19 protein-coding genes and 1 riboswitch are annotated in these 16,973 nt (G+C 36.9%); of the genes, 14 read left to right on the top strand and 5 right to left on the bottom strand.

The features are described 5' to 3' along the window. Positions 1-4: 4 nt before the first annotated feature. The 10 genes from J2Z82_RS19640 to J2Z82_RS14945 all read left to right on the top strand — a co-directional run bounded on the left by J2Z82_RS19640 (position 5) and on the right by J2Z82_RS14945 (position 11,202). Positions 5-130, top strand: coding sequence for a hypothetical protein (locus tag J2Z82_RS19640; RefSeq protein WP_280923004.1), 126 nt, complete (start codon positions 5-7; stop codon positions 128-130). Continuing rightward, positions 96-1,493 carry a Fe-S cluster assembly protein SufB gene (gene sufB / locus J2Z82_RS14985; protein WP_209481566.1) on the top strand — a complete coding sequence of 466 codons (1,398 nt, stop codon included), beginning with the start codon at positions 96-98 and terminating at the stop codon, positions 1,491-1,493. Before J2Z82_RS19640 ends, sufB begins: the two co-directional genes overlap by 35 nt. Positions 1,494-2,119: 626 nt before the next feature. Next, a complete protein-coding gene (locus J2Z82_RS14980) occupies positions 2,120-2,899 on the top strand; it encodes a sulfite exporter TauE/SafE family protein (RefSeq protein WP_209481565.1) in 780 nt (259 codons plus the stop codon). Between the two features lie 12 nt (positions 2,900-2,911). After that, positions 2,912-4,306: a bifunctional metallophosphatase/5'-nucleotidase gene (locus J2Z82_RS14975; protein ID WP_209481564.1), complete on the top strand. Its 1,395-nt coding sequence runs from the start codon at positions 2,912-2,914 to the stop codon at positions 4,304-4,306. A 60-nt stretch (positions 4,307-4,366) separates the two neighbouring features. Further along, the gene (locus J2Z82_RS14970; protein ID WP_209481563.1) at positions 4,367-4,669 is read left to right on the top strand and encodes a YunC family protein; all 303 of its coding nucleotides are present in this window, start codon (positions 4,367-4,369) and stop codon (positions 4,667-4,669) included. Positions 4,670-4,893: 224 nt separating this feature from the next. Beyond that, positions 4,894-5,979, top strand: coding sequence for an HD-GYP domain-containing protein (locus J2Z82_RS14965; protein WP_209481562.1), 1,086 nt, complete (start codon positions 4,894-4,896; stop codon positions 5,977-5,979). 62 nt (positions 5,980-6,041) lie between these two features. After that, positions 6,042-6,833, top strand: a complete 792-nt coding sequence (gene yunB / locus J2Z82_RS14960; RefSeq protein ID WP_209481561.1) for a sporulation protein YunB — start codon at positions 6,042-6,044, stop codon at positions 6,831-6,833. 48 nt (positions 6,834-6,881) lie between these two features. Further along, positions 6,882-7,058, top strand: a riboswitch (Lysine riboswitch). A gap of 697 nt (positions 7,059-7,755) precedes the next feature. Beyond that, positions 7,756-9,303: a Na+/H+ antiporter NhaC family protein gene (locus tag J2Z82_RS14955; RefSeq protein WP_209481560.1), complete on the top strand. Its 1,548-nt coding sequence runs from the start codon at positions 7,756-7,758 to the stop codon at positions 9,301-9,303. A gap of 257 nt (positions 9,304-9,560) precedes the next feature. Further along, positions 9,561-11,096, top strand: a complete 1,536-nt coding sequence (locus J2Z82_RS14950) for a sodium-dependent transporter (RefSeq protein ID WP_209481559.1) — start codon at positions 9,561-9,563, stop codon at positions 11,094-11,096. A gap of 4 nt (positions 11,097-11,100) precedes the next feature. Continuing rightward, positions 11,101-11,202, top strand: a complete 102-nt coding sequence (locus J2Z82_RS14945; RefSeq protein WP_092492106.1) for a methionine/alanine import family NSS transporter small subunit — start codon at positions 11,101-11,103, stop codon at positions 11,200-11,202. A gap of 58 nt (positions 11,203-11,260) precedes the next feature. Here J2Z82_RS14945 and J2Z82_RS14940 read toward each other — a convergent pair whose 3' ends face one another. After that, the gene (locus J2Z82_RS14940; RefSeq protein ID WP_209481558.1) at positions 11,261-12,232 is read right to left on the bottom strand and encodes a M23 family metallopeptidase; all 972 of its coding nucleotides are present in this window, start codon (positions 12,230-12,232) and stop codon (positions 11,261-11,263) included. 36 nt (positions 12,233-12,268) lie between these two features. Then, positions 12,269-12,826 carry a YhcN/YlaJ family sporulation lipoprotein gene (locus J2Z82_RS14935; protein ID WP_209481557.1) on the bottom strand — a complete coding sequence of 186 codons (558 nt, stop codon included), beginning with the start codon at positions 12,824-12,826 and terminating at the stop codon, positions 12,269-12,271. A gap of 140 nt (positions 12,827-12,966) precedes the next feature. On the opposite strand from J2Z82_RS14935, the gene J2Z82_RS14930 reads away from it, so the two are divergent. Further along, positions 12,967-13,239 (top strand): YutD family protein, encoded by a 273-nt coding sequence (locus J2Z82_RS14930; RefSeq protein ID WP_209481556.1) that lies wholly within the window; start codon positions 12,967-12,969, stop codon positions 13,237-13,239. A 24-nt stretch (positions 13,240-13,263) separates the two neighbouring features. Here the strand turns inward: J2Z82_RS14930 and J2Z82_RS14925 are convergent, their stop codons facing one another. Both J2Z82_RS14925 and J2Z82_RS14920 read right to left on the bottom strand, forming a co-directional pair. Then, positions 13,264-13,545 (bottom strand): hypothetical protein, encoded by a 282-nt coding sequence (locus tag J2Z82_RS14925; protein ID WP_209481555.1) that lies wholly within the window; start codon positions 13,543-13,545, stop codon positions 13,264-13,266. Between the two features lie 113 nt (positions 13,546-13,658). Then, on the bottom strand, positions 13,659-13,928 hold the full coding sequence (locus J2Z82_RS14920; RefSeq protein ID WP_209481554.1) for an SAV0927 family protein: 270 nt from the start codon (positions 13,926-13,928) through the stop codon (positions 13,659-13,661). Between the two features lie 205 nt (positions 13,929-14,133). On the opposite strand from J2Z82_RS14920, the gene J2Z82_RS14915 reads away from it, so the two are divergent. Beyond that, positions 14,134-14,571, top strand: a complete 438-nt coding sequence (locus J2Z82_RS14915; protein ID WP_209481553.1) for a DUF86 domain-containing protein — start codon at positions 14,134-14,136, stop codon at positions 14,569-14,571. A gap of 19 nt (positions 14,572-14,590) precedes the next feature. Next, positions 14,591-15,361, top strand: coding sequence for a TIGR01457 family HAD-type hydrolase (locus J2Z82_RS14910; RefSeq protein ID WP_209481552.1), 771 nt, complete (start codon positions 14,591-14,593; stop codon positions 15,359-15,361). A 36-nt stretch (positions 15,362-15,397) separates the two neighbouring features. Here the strand turns inward: J2Z82_RS14910 and J2Z82_RS14905 are convergent, their stop codons facing one another. Then, positions 15,398-15,910, bottom strand: a complete 513-nt coding sequence (locus J2Z82_RS14905; protein WP_092492129.1) for a phosphatidylglycerophosphatase A family protein — start codon at positions 15,908-15,910, stop codon at positions 15,398-15,400. Between the two features lie 87 nt (positions 15,911-15,997). Here J2Z82_RS14905 and J2Z82_RS14900 point away from each other — a divergent pair, with 87 nt between their 5' ends. After that, a complete protein-coding gene (locus tag J2Z82_RS14900; protein ID WP_209481551.1) occupies positions 15,998-16,969 on the top strand; it encodes a protein kinase family protein in 972 nt (323 codons plus the stop codon). The last annotated feature ends 4 nt before the right edge of the window (positions 16,970-16,973 follow it).

The raw sequence follows: 16,973 nt of genomic DNA, 5'->3' as shown, positions 1-16,973 counted from the left end.
GCTAATGGATGATGGAGATAATGCCGGTTATTACGCAAATGTCGTATCAGTATCGGTACTAGTACGTCCCAAAACACCTGAAGGAGGTTTTTTACATGGCAAAGCAAATGCCAGAAATGGAAGAGTATAAATATGGCTTTCATGATAAAGACGTTTCGATTTTCCGCTCTGGAAAAGGACTTACACAAGAGGTAGTTGAAGAAATCTCAAGAATGAAAGATGAACCTCAATGGATGCTGGATTATCGTTTGAAAGCATTAAATCAATTCTATAAGATGCCAATGCCGCAATGGGGTGGAGATCTTTCCGAATTGAATTTTGATGAGATTATTTACTATGTTAAGCCATCTGAAAGAACAGAAAAATCATGGGATGAGGTACCTGATGAAATTAAACAAACATTTGATAAATTGGGTATCCCAGAAGCTGAACAAAAATATCTAGCTGGTGTATCTGCACAGTATGAATCTGAGGTAGTATATCACAGCTTAAAGCAAGATTTATCAGATATGGGTATTGTATTTAAGGATACGGATACTGCACTTAAAGAAAACGAAGATCTGTTTAAACAATATTTCGGAAAAGTTATTCCGGCTTCAGACAATAAATTTGCTGCCTTAAACTCAGCTGTATGGTCTGGCGGATCGTTCATCTATGTTCCAAAGGGTGTGCAAACGACAACACCTCTACAAGCATATTTCCGTATAAACTCGGAAAATATGGGACAGTTTGAACGTACACTTATCATCGCTGATGAAGGTTCATCTGTACACTATGTTGAAGGTTGTACAGCACCAGTTTATACAACGAATTCACTGCACAGTGCAGTCGTTGAAATCTTTGTTCATAAAGATGCATATTGCCGTTATACAACAATTCAGAACTGGGCAAATAACGTTTATAACTTGGTTACTAAACGTGCCACTGCTGATGCAAATGCAACAATGGAATGGATTGATGGTAACATCGGTTCTAAGTTGACGATGAAATATCCATCTATCATATTAAAAGGTGAAGGTGCACGCGGTAATACACTGTCAATTGCAATTGCCGGCCGTGGCCAGCACCAGGATGCTGGTGCTAAAATGCATCACCTTGCACCGAATACTTCTTCCACTATTGTTTCGAAGTCAATTTCAAAACAAGGTGGTAAAGTATCGTATCGCGGTATTGTTAATTTTGGACGAAAAGCATCCGGTGCACGTTCTAACATTGAGTGTGATACGTTAATTATGGATAATGAATCAACATCCGATACAATTCCATATAACGAAATTAATAATGATAATATTTCCTTGGAACACGAAGCAAAAGTTTCCAAAGTTTCTGAAGAGCAGTTGTTTTACCTTATGAGTAGAGGACTTGGTGAAGAAGAAGCTACCGAAATGATTGTAATGGGCTTTATCGAGCCATTCACAAAAGAGCTTCCAATGGAATATGCCGTAGAAATGAACCGCCTAATCAAATTTGAAATGGAAGGTTCAATCGGCTAAACTGTAGAAAGCCTTGATATGACTTTGTCATATCAAGGTTTTTTAGCAGATAAGAAAGTATAAATCCTTTCTTACTGCATAAGTGCAACTAAGGCAATTCGCCCAAAGGCTTGGCGAATGCCAAGTTTTCTAATATGGCGCTGAACAGGCGCTTGGGCTTTTGTTCAGATAAGGAAAGCTATTAAACCAACTGCATAACTAAAGTTTTCTAATTAATTGATCAACAAGTGTTACACACATGGAACAGTTCCAATAGACGTATCCCATCAATAGGGGGCGGCATAATTGAAGGAGTAATCCCTTAACGTGTCCTGCTAAAGAACGTGAGGGATTATTTTTTACAGTTTAAGAAAGTTTCTAATTGGACTTTACCTAAATCTAAAAATTCCTCCGTAAATACTCTAGATACTCTTCTACAACTACAATCGTATGTCGAAGCTAAAAAGTGGCATCAAAATAAACTTTTCATATGACACCTTTTTCATTTCAGGTTAGATAATAGTAGTAGAAGGAAGCCATCAATGACAAGTAGAAATTCCAACAGAAATCAACAGCATAATTATGTATTTCATCCCTAATCAGTGCTACTATTGTGGTAGAAGCGAACAAGATTGAGGGGATAGTATTTGGTTTATATTATTTGTGTTCTAATTGCTGTTGTTTCAGCATTTATTGGAAGTCTAATTGGACTGGGCGGCGGAATTATATTAATTCCCAGCCTGTTAATTATGTACCAGAATTTTGATTCATTTGCGTGGGCAACTCCACAGATGATTGTCGGTATATCCTTAATTGCCATGGTATTTACTGCGTTTTCATCTACAATCTCCTATTATAAAGAAGGAAGGGTTGATTATCGATTAGGATTGCTGCTTTTGACTGGGAGTATTCCTGGTGGTATTTTTGGGTCATGGCTAAATCAGTTTGTAGATTCGGAAAAATTCACCCTCTATTTCGGATTATTGATGATCACTTTATCACTATCATTTTTAATAAAAAGAAAACAGCCTGAATCTAAATCAGGTGATACATACCAATACAATGTGTCTATTTGGCCAGCGTTTATTATTTCATTAATGGTTGGTATATTATCAGGCATGTTTGGTATAGGTGGTGGCTCAATAATGGTCCCGGCGATGATTCTTTTATTTGGATTACCCGTGCATATAGCTACAGCGACATCAATGTTTATGATATTATTCATTAGTATTATTAGTGCAAGCACGCACATAGCTTTAGGCCATGTTGCTTGGGAGTATGTATTCTTTTTTATTCCCGGTGCATGGATAGGCGGTACAATTGGTGCTAAAATAAATCAGAAAGTTAAAGGTAATATACTTGAATGGTTTTTAAGGATTATCTTAATTGTAATAGGAATTCGGCTTATTATTGATGGAATAATGTAAGGAGTATATAACATGCAGGAGAAACTTTATTTTTATTATACAAACGATTTACATAGTTACTTTGAAAATTGGTCCCGTGTTGCCGGATATTTGAAAGAAGAAAAGGAACGGAAAACAGGTGAAGGAAATTCATGCTGGTTAATCGATATAGGAGATCATGTCGATCGTGTAAATCCGATTGCAGAAGCCTTTATGGGGAAGGCAAATGTGAGCTTAATGAACGATGTAGGTTATGACCTGGCTACAATTGGCAATAACGAAGGGATAACTTTGGCCCATGATGATTTGCACCATTTATATGATGATGCTAATTTTCAGTTAGTTTGTGCAAACATGCAAAGTCTTACTGGCACTGAACCATATTGGCTGCAGCCAACTGTAGAAATTATGTCAGTTAATGGTGTTCGGATTGGTGTTATTGGATTGACTGCTCCATTTAATGCATTTTATGAGCTGCTTGATTGGCATATATCTATACCACTTCAAGCATTGGAAGAGCATATAACAAAATTAAAAGAATCTACTGATGTCATCATTTTGTTATCTCATCTTGGCATTACGGAAGATCGGGAAATTGCACGCAGGTTCGATGATATTGATATTATTATTGGCGGTCATACACATCATTTACTGCGTACTGGAGAAATGATCAACAATACAATCATAACTGCTGCTGGTAAACACTGTGCATTTGTTGGTGAAGTTATCTTAACATGGGATCATTCACTTCAAAAACTGGTGAAAAAGGAAGCATATACAAAAGATATAACCCATATGGCGAAGGATCTTCACACTGAACAGACCTTAATTGAACTGACGGAGGAAGCTGATAAAATCCTTGGAGAAACAGTGGTTCATCTTGACAACTCGGTTGAAATAAAGTGGTTCAGACATACTGATGTTATGCAAAAACTTACAGATACATTACGCGAATGGACTAATGCAGATGTTGCGATGCTAAATGCAGGTGTGCTGCTAGACCAATTACCAGCTGGTAAAATTACCTACAAGGATATTCACCGGATATGCCCGCATCCGATAAATCCGTGTGTTGTAGAATTAAAGGGAGATGAATTGCTTGAGGTAGTTCGGGCTTCCTTTACAAAAGAATTAACGGAGCTTAAATTGAAAGGATTCGGTTTCCGGGGTGAGGTAATTGGAAGAATGATCTATTCTGGTTTGAAAGTAGATACATTTTATCGGGAAGATGGACATGAATACGTAGAACAGGTTACCTGGAATGGTGAAGCCCTAGATCAAAATAAATCCTATACAGTTGCAACAGCAGATACGTTTACGTTTGGACGTTTGCTGCCGGAAGTAGCCAAATCGGAAACAAAGAAATATTTTTTACCTGAATTTCTTCGTGATTTATTAGCACAGACGCTGCGTAATGATTTTGTGTGACAAAGAACCTCCCCAGTGCATAAGATATTGTGTACATTATGAGGGAGGAATAAACGTTAAATGATTACTGTAAATCCTTTGGAAGTGAACGGTATGTTTTTTACAGCGATTAAGGTAGAACTACCTAAAACAAACTTATTAATGATCTCTAATGAGGTAGGTTACATTATGTGCGGTGCATTGGATGTGGATTTATTGAACAATGTGCTGGCGGACAGAAAAATAATAGCGGGGCGTGCAGTAGGTGTCAAAACCATTGACGAATTATTGAATGCGCCACTGGAAAAGATTACCGATGCCTCAAAAGTATACGGATGGGAATCAGGAATGATAGGGAAAGAAGCGCTAGACAAAATATCATAACGCCATGTCTTCCAAAGCGGAAGGCATTTTATTTTCAGCAGTTTTAGTAAGAATACTTCATTTCTTACTGCATAAGTGCAACTAAGACATTTGCCAAAGGGCATGGGAAATGCCAAGTTTTCTAACCTTTTTATAGCATTTTTAGACACTTTTTGGTATTATTTTAATGGACGTTTGTCGAATCTTAACGAAAAATGTTGGACAAGATGAGTAGGGAGATCATTATGAGACTTGTAAGCACGAAATCTATTCAACCTGGCACCACTCTTGCACAAACTATATATAATGATAGTGGTCAGGTGTTGATACAAAAAGATCTAGACTTAACAGAGAGAGTTATCAGGCGACTTCTTAAATTAGGTATAACATATGTTTACATAAAAGATGAATTAACAGATGATATTCATATTGAATCTCCAATTTCAGAAAAATTGCGGATGGAGGCATCCAATACTATAAAAGAAACTTTTTCTGAAATGAGACAGGATGGATATATGAATAACTCACATATATTGAATAAACAAGGAAAAAAACTGACAGATATTATTGAGCAGATTATGGAAGAGATACAAAACAATTCAGATACCGTATCACTGCTTGCTGATATCTTTGTGACAGATGATTATATTTTTCAGCATTCTATTAATGTAACTATTTACTCGATTGCAATAGGGATCGAATTAGGTCTTTCTAAAAAAGAGTTATCCGAAATTGGTACTGGCGCAATGCTGCATGATGTTGGTAAAGTGTTTATCGATCAGGATATATTGCAAAAACCTGACAAGCTCGATAGTGATGAATTTGAAATTATAAAAAGTCATACACAGCTCGGGTACAACTTTTTAAGAAAGCAGCTTGATCTACCATTATTAGTAGCCCATTGCGCATACCAACATCATGAACGTTTGGATGGGTCAGGCTATCCGCGAGGTATTAAGGGAGACCAATTGCATAAGTATGCGAAACTTATCGGTGTCGCTGACGTTTTCGATGCTGTTACAAGTAATCGGGTATATCGGGATGCAAAACTGCCACATGAGGGCTTAGAAGTTTTATATGCTGGTGCAATAAAGCTATTTGATAAAGAGATGGTTGAGGCATTTAAGAAGAGCGTTGCTGTATATCCGAATGGACTAACTGTTAAGCTAAGTGATGGCAGAAATGGTATTGTTTCGCAGCAGAATAATTATCTATGTGATCGCCCAATCATTCGAGTCTTTAAGGAAAATGGCATGGAAGTTGAACCATATGAAATTGATTTAGCGACAATACTTAATGTAACAATTACGTCGTGCAACGTGGAATTATAATAAAAAATATTGAATTCTAACCTCCTTTAAACAAGCATAAGTTGTTTTATAAGGGGGTTTTTATGTTGAGGCAGCCTATCATCAGGAGAAAAAAGAATCCACGGACACCACCTCCCGTGAAAAATATTTTTGTAATTACTTTGATATTATTTGTCTTTATGACATCAATTAGTATATGGATAATAGATAAAGGGATTAAACCAACTTTGATGGATATAGCCGAGGTAAAAACAACCGAATTCGCTACCCGTGCAATAAATACTGCTGTACGGTTTGCAGAAAACTATAATTTTGAAGAACTTATTTCAATGACTGAGGATAATGAAGGGAATATAACTACATATGGCTGGAATTCAGCGGTAGTAAGTGAAATTAATAGGGTGTCAACAGATCGTGTTGAAGAATTCTTTATTAGTATGAATGAAGGAAGGCAGCCAAGATACGAGGAATCATTGAATGACCCTATCGAGTATGACGGTGGTGCAGAAAACCTTCCAAAAAAAGATCCGACCGTAGTTGAAATACCCCTTGGCCAGGCAACTGGTAATTCTGTACTTGCTAATTTGGGCCCGAAAATACCTGTTAACCTGGAACTTGTTGGTAATGTACAAACGGATGTTGTCCGTGATATAAAGGATCTTGGAATTAATGGTGCATTAGTAACAATTTATATTATTGTAGAGGCTGATGTACAAATAGTTATCCCATTCACAACAGATCTTACAAGAGTTTCAACAAAAATTTATATTGATTCAAGAGTTGTTATGGGTGATGTGCCAGAATTTTTCAGTGGTAGTGGTGATGGAGATCCATCAATTTCCATTGATAAGGACTCATTGCTGGAAGATGAATAATTTGCTATAATATATTAAGAAATTTTAATATGGCTAACCTTATCAGATCGGTGAGGTAGAGGTGCAAAAAACATAAGTAGTCAGTTAGAGATTGACATCAATGACAATTGATGAAAGGGTTTTTTGCCGAAGCGTAATGATAGTCAAGTCATTATTGCTGGTATGTTTTTGAATAAAAAATATACTGCCATGCTAATACTTAGTGCATGGAGAACTACTGATCGAAATGGAGGATAACGTATACTGTAAATGCAATGGTAGGTTATTTTCTATCATTGCTTTTTTGCGTCTTTTTTTCTTTAGGCTGTTTTCTAAAAGATTGTTGTTTTATCAAAGCAAATGAAATCATTACGTAGCTGATATAAAATGCGAAGTAGACTGAAGGTAACCAATTCGTATTTTTAGTGTAGTTCTCTAACCACGCAGTTGGAATATACTCGCTTTCCGTGGGCTCACCACGAGCCTCCTCGCTCGCAAAGAACGCTCCCTGTGGGGTCTCTTAGGATCGCTGTCCCACAGGAGTCTCGCATATTCCAACTGCTAGTTAAGTGGTATAAAATCTTGTTTTTTTAAGTTCTAGTGAGCAATACCCAGCGTAGGAAATACACGGAGACTCCTGTGGGAGCTGAGGCCTAGATGAGACTACGCAGTGACGTAGGAGCAAGGAGGCTCATCAGCCGCCCACGGAAAGCGAAGTGTATTTCCGGAGCGGCATCATAGCACTCAAACTTTTCAAAAAGTACTTCGCAGTATATATCGATTGCGAAGATAACAAAGCAACAAATCTTATGAAAATAGCCTTGCTTTAAGAAGATATAACAGTATAACGAGGGCTTTCACTAGTAATTTCTGGTGATAAGCTAATATACTCACATCGAATCTTTGTCATCATGCACTTCATCAAAGAAATGGAGGAAGTAACATGGAAGGAACAATTTTTTCAATAATCCCAGCAATTATTATGTTAGTACTTGTTTTACTAACGAGGAAAGTATTGCTGTCTTTAGGGGCGGGGATAATTGTTGGAGCCTTATTTATTCATGATTTTGCAGTAGTTGAATCAATTCAGGAAATAGGTATAATTTTTTATAATATTTTTATTTCGGATGGTTCAATTAACATTGGTAATATTTATTTGTTAAGCTTTTTATTACTTCTTGGGATGCTGACAGCATTTTTGACAGCGTCAGGAGGAAGCAGAGCCTTTGGAGACTGGATGATTAATAGGGTTAGGACACGTAAAGGTGCTCAAGTAATGACAGCAATTATGGGGCTAATTATTTTTATAGATGATTACTTCAATAGTCTGGCTGTCGGGCAAATTGCAAGACCATTAACAGACAGGCATAAAATCTCACGGGCAAAGCTTGCATACTTTATTGATTCGACCTCTGCACCCGTGACTGTTATTTCACCTATATCAAGCTGGGGTGCTTATATTATTGGTATTATCGGCGGGCTTTTTGCAACTAATGAAATAACTAATATTCAACCACTTGAAGCGTTTATTACCATGATCCCACTTAACTTTTATGCACTTTCAGCTGTACTTCTGGTATTTTTGGTTGCATTTCTTAAGATCGATATTGGGGCAATGCGTATACATGAAGACCGGGCTAAGACGGAAGGGAAGTTGCTTAAACCGGGTGAAAATAATGTTCCGGGAGATCTTGGTGATGCTTTTGAACCACATGAACTGGGAAGAATTTACCACTTATTAGTTCCTATTGGTGTTTTAATCGTTGCTACTGTTACGGCAATGGTTTTAACAGGTATGAATGCAAGTGAAGCTGAGGTTACGATTTTATCAACCTTTGCAAATACGAATGTTAACCTTTCATTATTTGTTGGAGGAGTTGCGTCAGTATTAACTGCATTAGTATTCCATCTCCAGCAAAGACAACCAAGAGCTAATTGGGGGAAAATCCTGTTCGAGGGTATCAAAACAATGCTTCCTGCAATTTATATCTTGCTGCTTGCCTGGATGATTGGTTCTGTAATTGGGACACTTGAAACAGGTCAATATCTAGCACAGATTGTTAGTGATGCTTCAATAAGTTCAGCCTTTTTACCACTGTTGTTCTTTATTATTGCAGGCCTGATGGCATTAGCAACAGGTACATCGTGGGGCACATTTGGGATTATGCTGCCAATTGCAGCGGAAGTGGCAGTTATAACAGACGTTTCCATGTTGCTCCCAGCATTATCGGCTGTATTGGCAGGGGCAGTCTTTGGTGATCACTGTACGCCAATATCAGATACGACCATATTATCTTCCACTGGTGCGGGTAGTAATCATATTGATCACGTTTTAACACAGCTTCCATATGCGCTTATCGCAGCATTTGCATCAGGGGTAGGTTACTTGATAATTGGTGTAACCAACCAGATAATTCTTGCTCTGTTAGCAGCAATAATTGTAGTGGTATTGATTGGATTAGTAATCCAGTATATCAACAATAGAAAATAGAAGATCAAGGTAAAAAAGGTCATCATGATTTGTATAAATATACTTCATGATGACCTCATTCTGTATATTAATGGATAAATTCTTTTAACGAAAATAAAGTGAATACAGAAAATTTGATTATTACTTTGACATAGTCAAAAAGTACCGTTATAATACAAACATCAATATCAGAATAAAATAAAGATTGTAAACATTCCTTGTTACTTCAATACATATACTTAGGATGTAATAAGGAAAGAAAAAGGGGAGGTCTTGAAATGGAAAATCGTTCTCAATGGGGGACAAGAGCAGGGTTTATCTTTGCTGCTGTTGGGTCCGCAATTGGTCTGGGTAATATATGGCGATTCCCAGCAACAGCGTATGAAAGTGGTGGTGGTGCGTTTTTTATTCCATACCTAATTGCATTATTAACAGCAGGTATTCCAATTTTAATTATGGAATTTACCATGGGTCACAAATACCGTGGGTCTGCACCTTTAACCTATAGGAAAATGAGTAAGGGATCAGAATTTATTGGTTGGTGGGCAGTATTAGTTGCCTTCGTCATATCGACCTATTACTCTGTTATCATTGCCTGGGCAATATCCTATTCAATATTCTCATTTAACTTGAATTGGGGTGCAGACACAGAGACGTTCTTATTTGCCGATTATTTGAACCTAACTGTTGACGCTGGTCAGACAGGCAGTTTCGTTCCAGGAGTACTAATTCCTTTAATCATTGTTTGGGCAGTCGTACTAGGTATCCTGTTCAAAGGTGTTAAAAAGGGTATTGAAATTGCAAACCGGATTTTCATACCAGCATTGGTAATTATTTTTCTTATTATTGTAATTCGTGCAATTACTTTACCTGGAGCAATTGATGGTCTTGAGGCATTCTTTGCACCTGACTTTAGTAAAATTGGAGATCCTGATGTTTGGGTAGCTGCTTATGGGCAAATATTCTTCAGTTTATCTATTGCATTCGCGATTATGATTACGTATTCAAGTTATTTACCGAAGAAAACTGACTTAACAAATAATGCTTTCATTGTTGGTTTCGGAAACTCCAGTTTTGAGTTGCTTGCTGGTATTGGAGTATTTGGAGTCTTAGGCTTTATGGCGAATCAACAAGGAGTAGCAGTAGATGAAGTTGTTTCTGGTGGGGTTGGATTAGCATTTGTCGTTTTCCCGGCAATCATTAATGAATTCCCTGCACTAAATGAATTATTTGGATTCTTGTTTTTCGCTTCGCTGGTGCTAGCCGGCTTATCGTCACTTATGTCAATTACTGAGACATATGTTGCTGGTTTAGTGGATAAATTTAATATATCACGTTCAAAAGCAGTATTATTCGGTGGTGGAACTGCCGCGGTAATCTCACTATTATTTGCAACACAAGGCGGTTTAAGCTTCCTGGATGCTGCGGATTACTTCATTAACCAGTTTGGTGTAGCATTCGTTGGTCTTGTCGAGGTAGTAGTAATAGCGTGGTTCTTGCGTAAACTTGGAGATTTCAAGGAACATGCAAATGAAATTTCAGATATTAAGCTTGGCTGGTGGTGGACACTAAGTTTAAGTGTTATTACACCATTAGTGCTAGGGTATACAATGTACGGCTTATTTAAGCAGAACTTGCTGAAGCTATTTGAAACGGATTCTGGTAACTATGGAAACTATTCAGATACGTTTATCCTATTTGGAGGATGGTTTGTTGCTGCTGGTGCATTAGTAATTGGTGTGCTGTTAGCTTTAACAAAATGGAAATCATCAGAAGTTGCAGAAGAAGAAGAAAAGAAAACTGGGGAGGGGTAACTAAATGAGTGGTGGAGCAATATTCGTTATGATCCTTGGTATGGTAATTATTTGGGGAGGATTAGCAGCTAGTATTACAAACGCTGTGAAGAAATCCAAACAATAAGTATATAAATTTATTAAGAGCCTTTACCGTATTTGGTAGAGGCTCTTATTTGTTTCTGTTAGCTCTTATCTTTCGCCATTTTTTCCCATTTACGCAAATAAGGAAATGGATCAAATGAAAATTCGCTATGTCCGTTGTCTTTATACATTCCATAATGTAAATGTGGTGGGAATTTACCTGAAGTTCCGGGTGGACCATATCCAGTAGATCCAACACTACCAAGTACATCTCCAGGTTGCACTACCTGTCCCACTTTAATATCATCTTCATACCCGCTTAAATGGCCATAGTAGTGATAAATATTATAAATATCACGAATCCCGATTCTCCATCCACCATATAGATTCCATCCTTTTAATTCGACAACTCCGTATGTTGTGGATTTAACAGGGGTTCCGTACCCGGCAAAAATATCAGTGCCTTCGTGGATTCTTAAACCACCAAAACCTCGTCTGTTTCCCCATGTACTTCGGTAACTGTAGTTATGGTTTAATGAAACAGGAAAATCACGATCTGTCAGGTTAATACTCTTGAATTTTCGAAACACTTTAGCTGTATTCATGATGGTTTTAACAGTAAGGTCTCGTTTATAGTAATTCCAAAGAGCAATTTTCACCTCATCTTTAGCTGGTCCGTATTCCAAAATTATATTAGCCATTGTAAACAGAACGTCTTCAGACTGTTTTGGATCAGCTTTATTATCACCATTTCCGTCTTTTCCATCTCCGTGAAAAAATTGTATAATATCTTCATCCTTAATCAAGGAACTATTTCCAAGACCATACCAGAGTTCATCCGGAATTGAGATTGATATTACCTTCTCATTTGAATCATCTTTTTTACTGTTTCGTTCATACTGATCAATTGCAGCTATATAATACCAGGGGATTTGCGTCAATGCCTCGGTTTTTTTGTATAATGCCATACGCTCGTCATATAACTGTTCTTCTGCTAATACCTCTTGCCCTCCACAGTATAATAATCCAATAAATAGTATTGGCACTAAAAACGTATAAATCTTTATTGACATAGACGTTTCACCTCCTTAATAGCTATATTTTCTTCTTTATTCTTCCATTCCTTGTGATGACTTGTTCATCTCTTTAATAATCTGGTTGATCGTATTGTCATAATTATTATTTTGAATACTTGAATTATGGAGACTTTGAATATCCTGCATCAGCAACTCATTATCAGATACATAAACCTTGAAGTACCCAGGCATTGCAGAAACAGCTGACTTCTTAGCCATATCTGCAGCTTTGGTTGAATCCATTTCCTCATTTTTAGAATACGCGATAAGAACTTCTTCATCAGTGACTAGAGTAGCGACTTCTTCAAATCCATCATTACGCAATATGATCCGGGTAATCATATTGGCCATCTTTGTTCGATCGATGGTGACGGAATTATTTTTTTCAGGATCATTGTTCAATTGATCTTTCGTGTATCGTACATAACCTAATTTGTTATCGCCGGCAGGGTTGTCTGGTTGGTTTTCCTGAGAAGGATCAAGTTCATCCACTATTTGCTGTTGTTCATTATCTGTTGCATTGTCTGTATTTGCACAACCTGCAAATGTGACAGTTACAATTAATAAAGATAGAAAAAGTTTCTTGTTCATAATTTTCCTCCTAAAGTAATTTCACATGACCTTAGTTTGTTGTATTATGATGAAATCATTCACTAATTTATTGTGAAAATTGGTGGTTGTTACTTGCTTTGATGTGATAAACTATAGTCAGCACAAGTGGGGTGACTTAATTGATTGAAATTCAAGGGAAAAAATACGAAATTATAGAAAATATAAAAGATGCTTTCCAAGAAGAAAAATTTAATGAACGATTCTCGGACATATTGTCAAAGTACGACTTTATTGTAGGGGATTGGGGATATGAGCAGCTTCGGCTTAAGGGCTTTTATGATGATCAAAACTCAAAAGCAGCATTTGATACAAAAATAAGTACATTAGATGACTATTTGTACGAGTATTGTAATTTTGGCTGCGCCTATTTTATTATAAAAAAAATTGATTAAGAAAAGCAGTAGTTCAAAAGAGAACTACTGCTTTTCTTCTTCTGGGTGAACATCGCCAGGTTCATCATGAATAGGATGCGCACCTGACGCTTGTCTCGGCAAATCTTCATGGCGATCTTTATCAGGGTAAACAAACGCACTCTGACGTCGTTGACCATCTTCCCAGGGTGTCGACTTGCTAAAAACTGGTTCTTCATCATTAATAGCAGATCCAAAAGGTCCTTCTGGAAACTCCTCGGGTATTAAATTGTTCTGATTATTTACATTTGAAAAATTACTGAATTTCTTTTTATCCTTTTTACCCATACAGCATCATCCCTTCTCTTTTAACATCTGCAAAATAAAAGAGAATTAACATAACAATATTATCCAATATATAGATTCCAGATCATGAAAATGACTTTTGGTGAGACTTACGATCAAAGAATGCCTTCCAAAAACTCCCGAATCTCATCTGCTTCCATTTGAGTCTCATGAAAAATATGCTCGATTTCACCCTTTTTGTAAAGGTCATCTTTTCCCAGTACTGCAAACCGGTTTTTCTGTAAATATATGACGATACGTTTCTTTGGGTTCTCTTCATGTTGCATGAAGGCAAAGTCATAGCGTTGTAATTTGCCCATAAAGCTTATATAACGAACCTCTTTTGTTACTGTTTCATCTTTCAGGTAATCAAACTTATCTCCCATGTTATTTCACCTCGGACAATTTTTGTGTTTTTTCGCAGTTAAGAAAGTGTTAAATACTTTCTTACTGCATTAGTACAACAAAGGCACTCACCATTAAGGTTGCTTGGCGGGTCCCAAGTTTACTAATACTATATCATGTTTTGGTTATTCAATCATTTTAAATATGGTATAGTTGTACTTAGCAGTATTTTGGGAGGGTGAAATCATGTATTTTGTTGAACGGAAAAAAATTGAAGAAACACTTATATATATGGAAAAATTACTTAAAGAAGTTTCCCGCCATAAGTATGAAACGTTTATGGAAAAGTTATACTTGGAACGTACTGTACATATGGTAATTGAATCGATACTTGATGTTGGAAATATGATGATTGATGGGTTTATTATGCGTGATCCGGGAAGTTATGAAGACATCATCGATATTTTGGTTGATGAAAAGGTAATTCCAGAAAGTGAACAGTCATGTTATAAGGAGCTTATTTTACTGCGGAAAACGTTGGTGAAAGATTATATTAAAGTAGATCATGCGTTATTGGATCGAACAATTCAGGAAAACAAGGACAAGTTAAATCAGTTCAGTTCTCACATTAGAAGTTACTTGGATAATGAGTTAGGCGTCGCAAATGCATTTGCAAAAGAATAGTAAAGAGGGATTTAGATAAATGAAGAAATACAAAGGGTATTTAATCGATTTGGATGGTACGATGTATCGGGGAAATGAACGGATTGACGAAGCAGCTGAATTTGTTTCCAAGCTTGATCAATTTGGTATTCCGTATTTATTTTTGACGAATAATTCCTCCAGGACGCAAGAGCAAATATCCGATAAATTACAAAGTATGGATATCCCTTCAACTCCTGAACACGTTTTTACATCGAGTATGGCTACAGCGAAATTTATTAAGGAAAAAAAGCATAATGCGCGCTGTTTCGTAATTGGTGAAGAAGGACTTTATGATGCTTTACAGCAAGAAGGTCATATTGTTACAGATAAGGATTGTGATTTTGTCGTTATCGGGATTGATCATGAAATTAACTATGACAAGCTGTCTAAAGCATGTATTGCAGTTCGTGGAGGTGCTACGTTTATTTCGACAAATAGTGATGTAGCAATTCCTACTGAAAGAGGACTTGAACCAGGAAATGGGGCTCTAACATCAGTTGTGACTGTTAGTACTGGTAAAGAACCAATCTTTGTTGGAAAACCTGAAGAGATTATCATGGAACAGGCATTAAGGACACTTGGCTTTTCTAAAGACGAAACACTTATGGTTGGTGATAACTATCATACCGATATTCTCGCTGGTATTAATGCTGGTATGGACACATTAATGGTATTTACAGGTGTAACACCATATAAAGATTATCCACTGCTAGTGAAAAAGCCAACCTATTATGTACATAATTTAGCCGAATGGATTCACCACTTATAACAGATAGAAGCCCAGCAAACGCTGGGCTTTCCTTCGTTAATCATCAATAAGCTGGTCATCACCAGTGGCATGAGCTAGGCGACTTGATGCTGCTGCAGCAATTGCCCCTACGATATCATCTAAAAATGTATGACATTCTCCTGTCGATTTATCATTCAATCGTTTTAAAATGCCTGGTTTTTGCTTATCAATGTATCCATAATTCGTAAAGCCAATGGAACCATATACGTTAACAATGGAAAATGCCACAATCTCATCGATTCCATATAAGCTTTCATCGGTTTCAATTGTTGTTTGAAGTGGCTGTGCAAGCATATTCTGTTCAGCAAGCTTATCCAGTTGTATTCCTGTTAAAACAGCATTCTGCACTTCTCTTTTTGTTAATACACGATCCACATTATGCAAACAATCATCCATGCTCAATTCATCATGATATTTTGATTGCAGGTAATACACTAGCTCGGCAATATCTTCTAATGTAACACCACGTTCTGTTAGCCATTCTCTTGCTTTTTGTTCCAATTCACTCTGATTCGTATTTTCATCCATTTAATATCACCTTTTCTTCTGGAAAATTGTTAAGATATTTCTTTTTTAAACATACACTAATAATAGTCATGAAAGGGGAGACCAAACATGAGGGATTTACTCGCAACATATTACGGGATACAAGCAAATGAAAGAACCGTTTGGAATGGGGTAGAAGGACTAAAACACAATAACATAGTTTATTTTACCATTTCTGCTGATCAGAGGGAAATTATACATATGGAGCAGGCAGCACTTGCTTATTATCTATATGAGAATAATTATACCCAAACTGCTATTCCAGTGCCAAATAGAAAGGGTGACTGGTACACCGAATACAACAATAAAAATCACATGGTATTTCAATTGGAAGATAAACCTTTTGACAGCAGTGAAGTACATGGAGCATCTCTAGCTCATTTTCACCAAACTGGTTCACGGTATCAATACGAGCCACAGGCAATTTCAAGCTATGGACAATGGAAACAATTATGGATTGATAAGTTAACCGCTTTTGAAAAGCAGATTGAGGTGGATTCTGCTGAATATCCCAATGCATATTATAGACTATTAATAGATGTTTTACCTTATATAATTGGAATAAGTGAAAATGCAATTCAGTATATGCAGGAAAGCGAGTATGAATCACGGTTTCATGAGGTCGATCAAGGTACTATTGCCTTCAGAAGGTACCAAGGAGAGCTCGGGAAATCAACAATATGGACGACAGACCTTGTATATGATCACCCTATTCGAGATTTAGCAGAATATATTAGGTTTAAATTATTGAAGCATGAAGATCCAATGAACGAAATTAAAGTCTTCCTGGATGAATATAAACAGGTACGGACACTCTCTATTTTTAGCTGGCGCCTATTGTACGCACGATTACTATATCCGATCCATTTGTTTGATATTATCGAACGAGGTTTTATCGAACAGCAGTATGAGCAACGCTATGATGAGTTGAATGAAATGCTTGAACATCAGTCTATATATGAGGACCGGTTAGGAAAACTTTTTGCCCATTTAGGTATTGATAGTAAAGAATTACAAATTCCTATGTTACACTGGCTATAAGCTT

Origin of the sequence: Virgibacillus litoralis, from assembly GCF_017873675.1 — a bacterium.
Taxonomy (GTDB): domain Bacteria; phylum Bacillota; class Bacilli; order Bacillales; family Amphibacillaceae; genus Lentibacillus; species Lentibacillus litoralis.
Note: the sequence above shows the minus strand (reverse complement) of the source record. Positions and strands in the feature narration are given on the sequence as shown.

Bases quoted from the DNA above. Each gene is read 5' to 3' on its own strand.
- J2Z82_RS14905 (WP_092492129.1), bottom strand. From the start codon at position 15,910: ATGGATGAAAATACGAATCAGAGTGAATTGGAACAAAAAGCAAGAGAA.
- J2Z82_RS14965 (WP_209481562.1), top strand. From the start codon at position 4,894: ATGAGACTTGTAAGCACGAAATCTATTCAACCTGGCACCACTCTTGCA.
- J2Z82_RS14910 (WP_209481552.1), top strand. From the start codon at position 14,591: ATGAAGAAATACAAAGGGTATTTAATCGATTTGGATGGTACGATGTAT.
- J2Z82_RS14935 (WP_209481557.1), bottom strand. From the start codon at position 12,826: ATGAACAAGAAACTTTTTCTATCTTTATTAATTGTAACTGTCACATTT.
- J2Z82_RS14945 (WP_092492106.1), top strand. From the start codon at position 11,101: ATGAGTGGTGGAGCAATATTCGTTATGATCCTTGGTATGGTAATTATT.
- J2Z82_RS14950 (WP_209481559.1), top strand. From the start codon at position 9,561: ATGGAAAATCGTTCTCAATGGGGGACAAGAGCAGGGTTTATCTTTGCT.
- J2Z82_RS14955 (WP_209481560.1), top strand. From the start codon at position 7,756: ATGGAAGGAACAATTTTTTCAATAATCCCAGCAATTATTATGTTAGTA.
- J2Z82_RS14940 (WP_209481558.1), bottom strand. From the start codon at position 12,232: ATGTCAATAAAGATTTATACGTTTTTAGTGCCAATACTATTTATTGGA.
- J2Z82_RS14975 (WP_209481564.1), top strand. From the start codon at position 2,912: ATGCAGGAGAAACTTTATTTTTATTATACAAACGATTTACATAGTTAC.
- J2Z82_RS14970 (WP_209481563.1), top strand. From the start codon at position 4,367: ATGATTACTGTAAATCCTTTGGAAGTGAACGGTATGTTTTTTACAGCG.
- yunB (WP_209481561.1), top strand. From the start codon at position 6,042: ATGTTGAGGCAGCCTATCATCAGGAGAAAAAAGAATCCACGGACACCA.
- J2Z82_RS14900 (WP_209481551.1), top strand. From the start codon at position 15,998: ATGAGGGATTTACTCGCAACATATTACGGGATACAAGCAAATGAAAGA.
- J2Z82_RS14925 (WP_209481555.1), bottom strand. From the start codon at position 13,545: ATGGGTAAAAAGGATAAAAAGAAATTCAGTAATTTTTCAAATGTAAAT.
- J2Z82_RS14915 (WP_209481553.1), top strand. From the start codon at position 14,134: ATGTATTTTGTTGAACGGAAAAAAATTGAAGAAACACTTATATATATG.
- J2Z82_RS14920 (WP_209481554.1), bottom strand. From the start codon at position 13,928: ATGGGAGATAAGTTTGATTACCTGAAAGATGAAACAGTAACAAAAGAG.
- J2Z82_RS19640 (WP_280923004.1), top strand. From the start codon at position 5: ATGGATGATGGAGATAATGCCGGTTATTACGCAAATGTCGTATCAGTA.
- sufB (WP_209481566.1), top strand. From the start codon at position 96: ATGGCAAAGCAAATGCCAGAAATGGAAGAGTATAAATATGGCTTTCAT.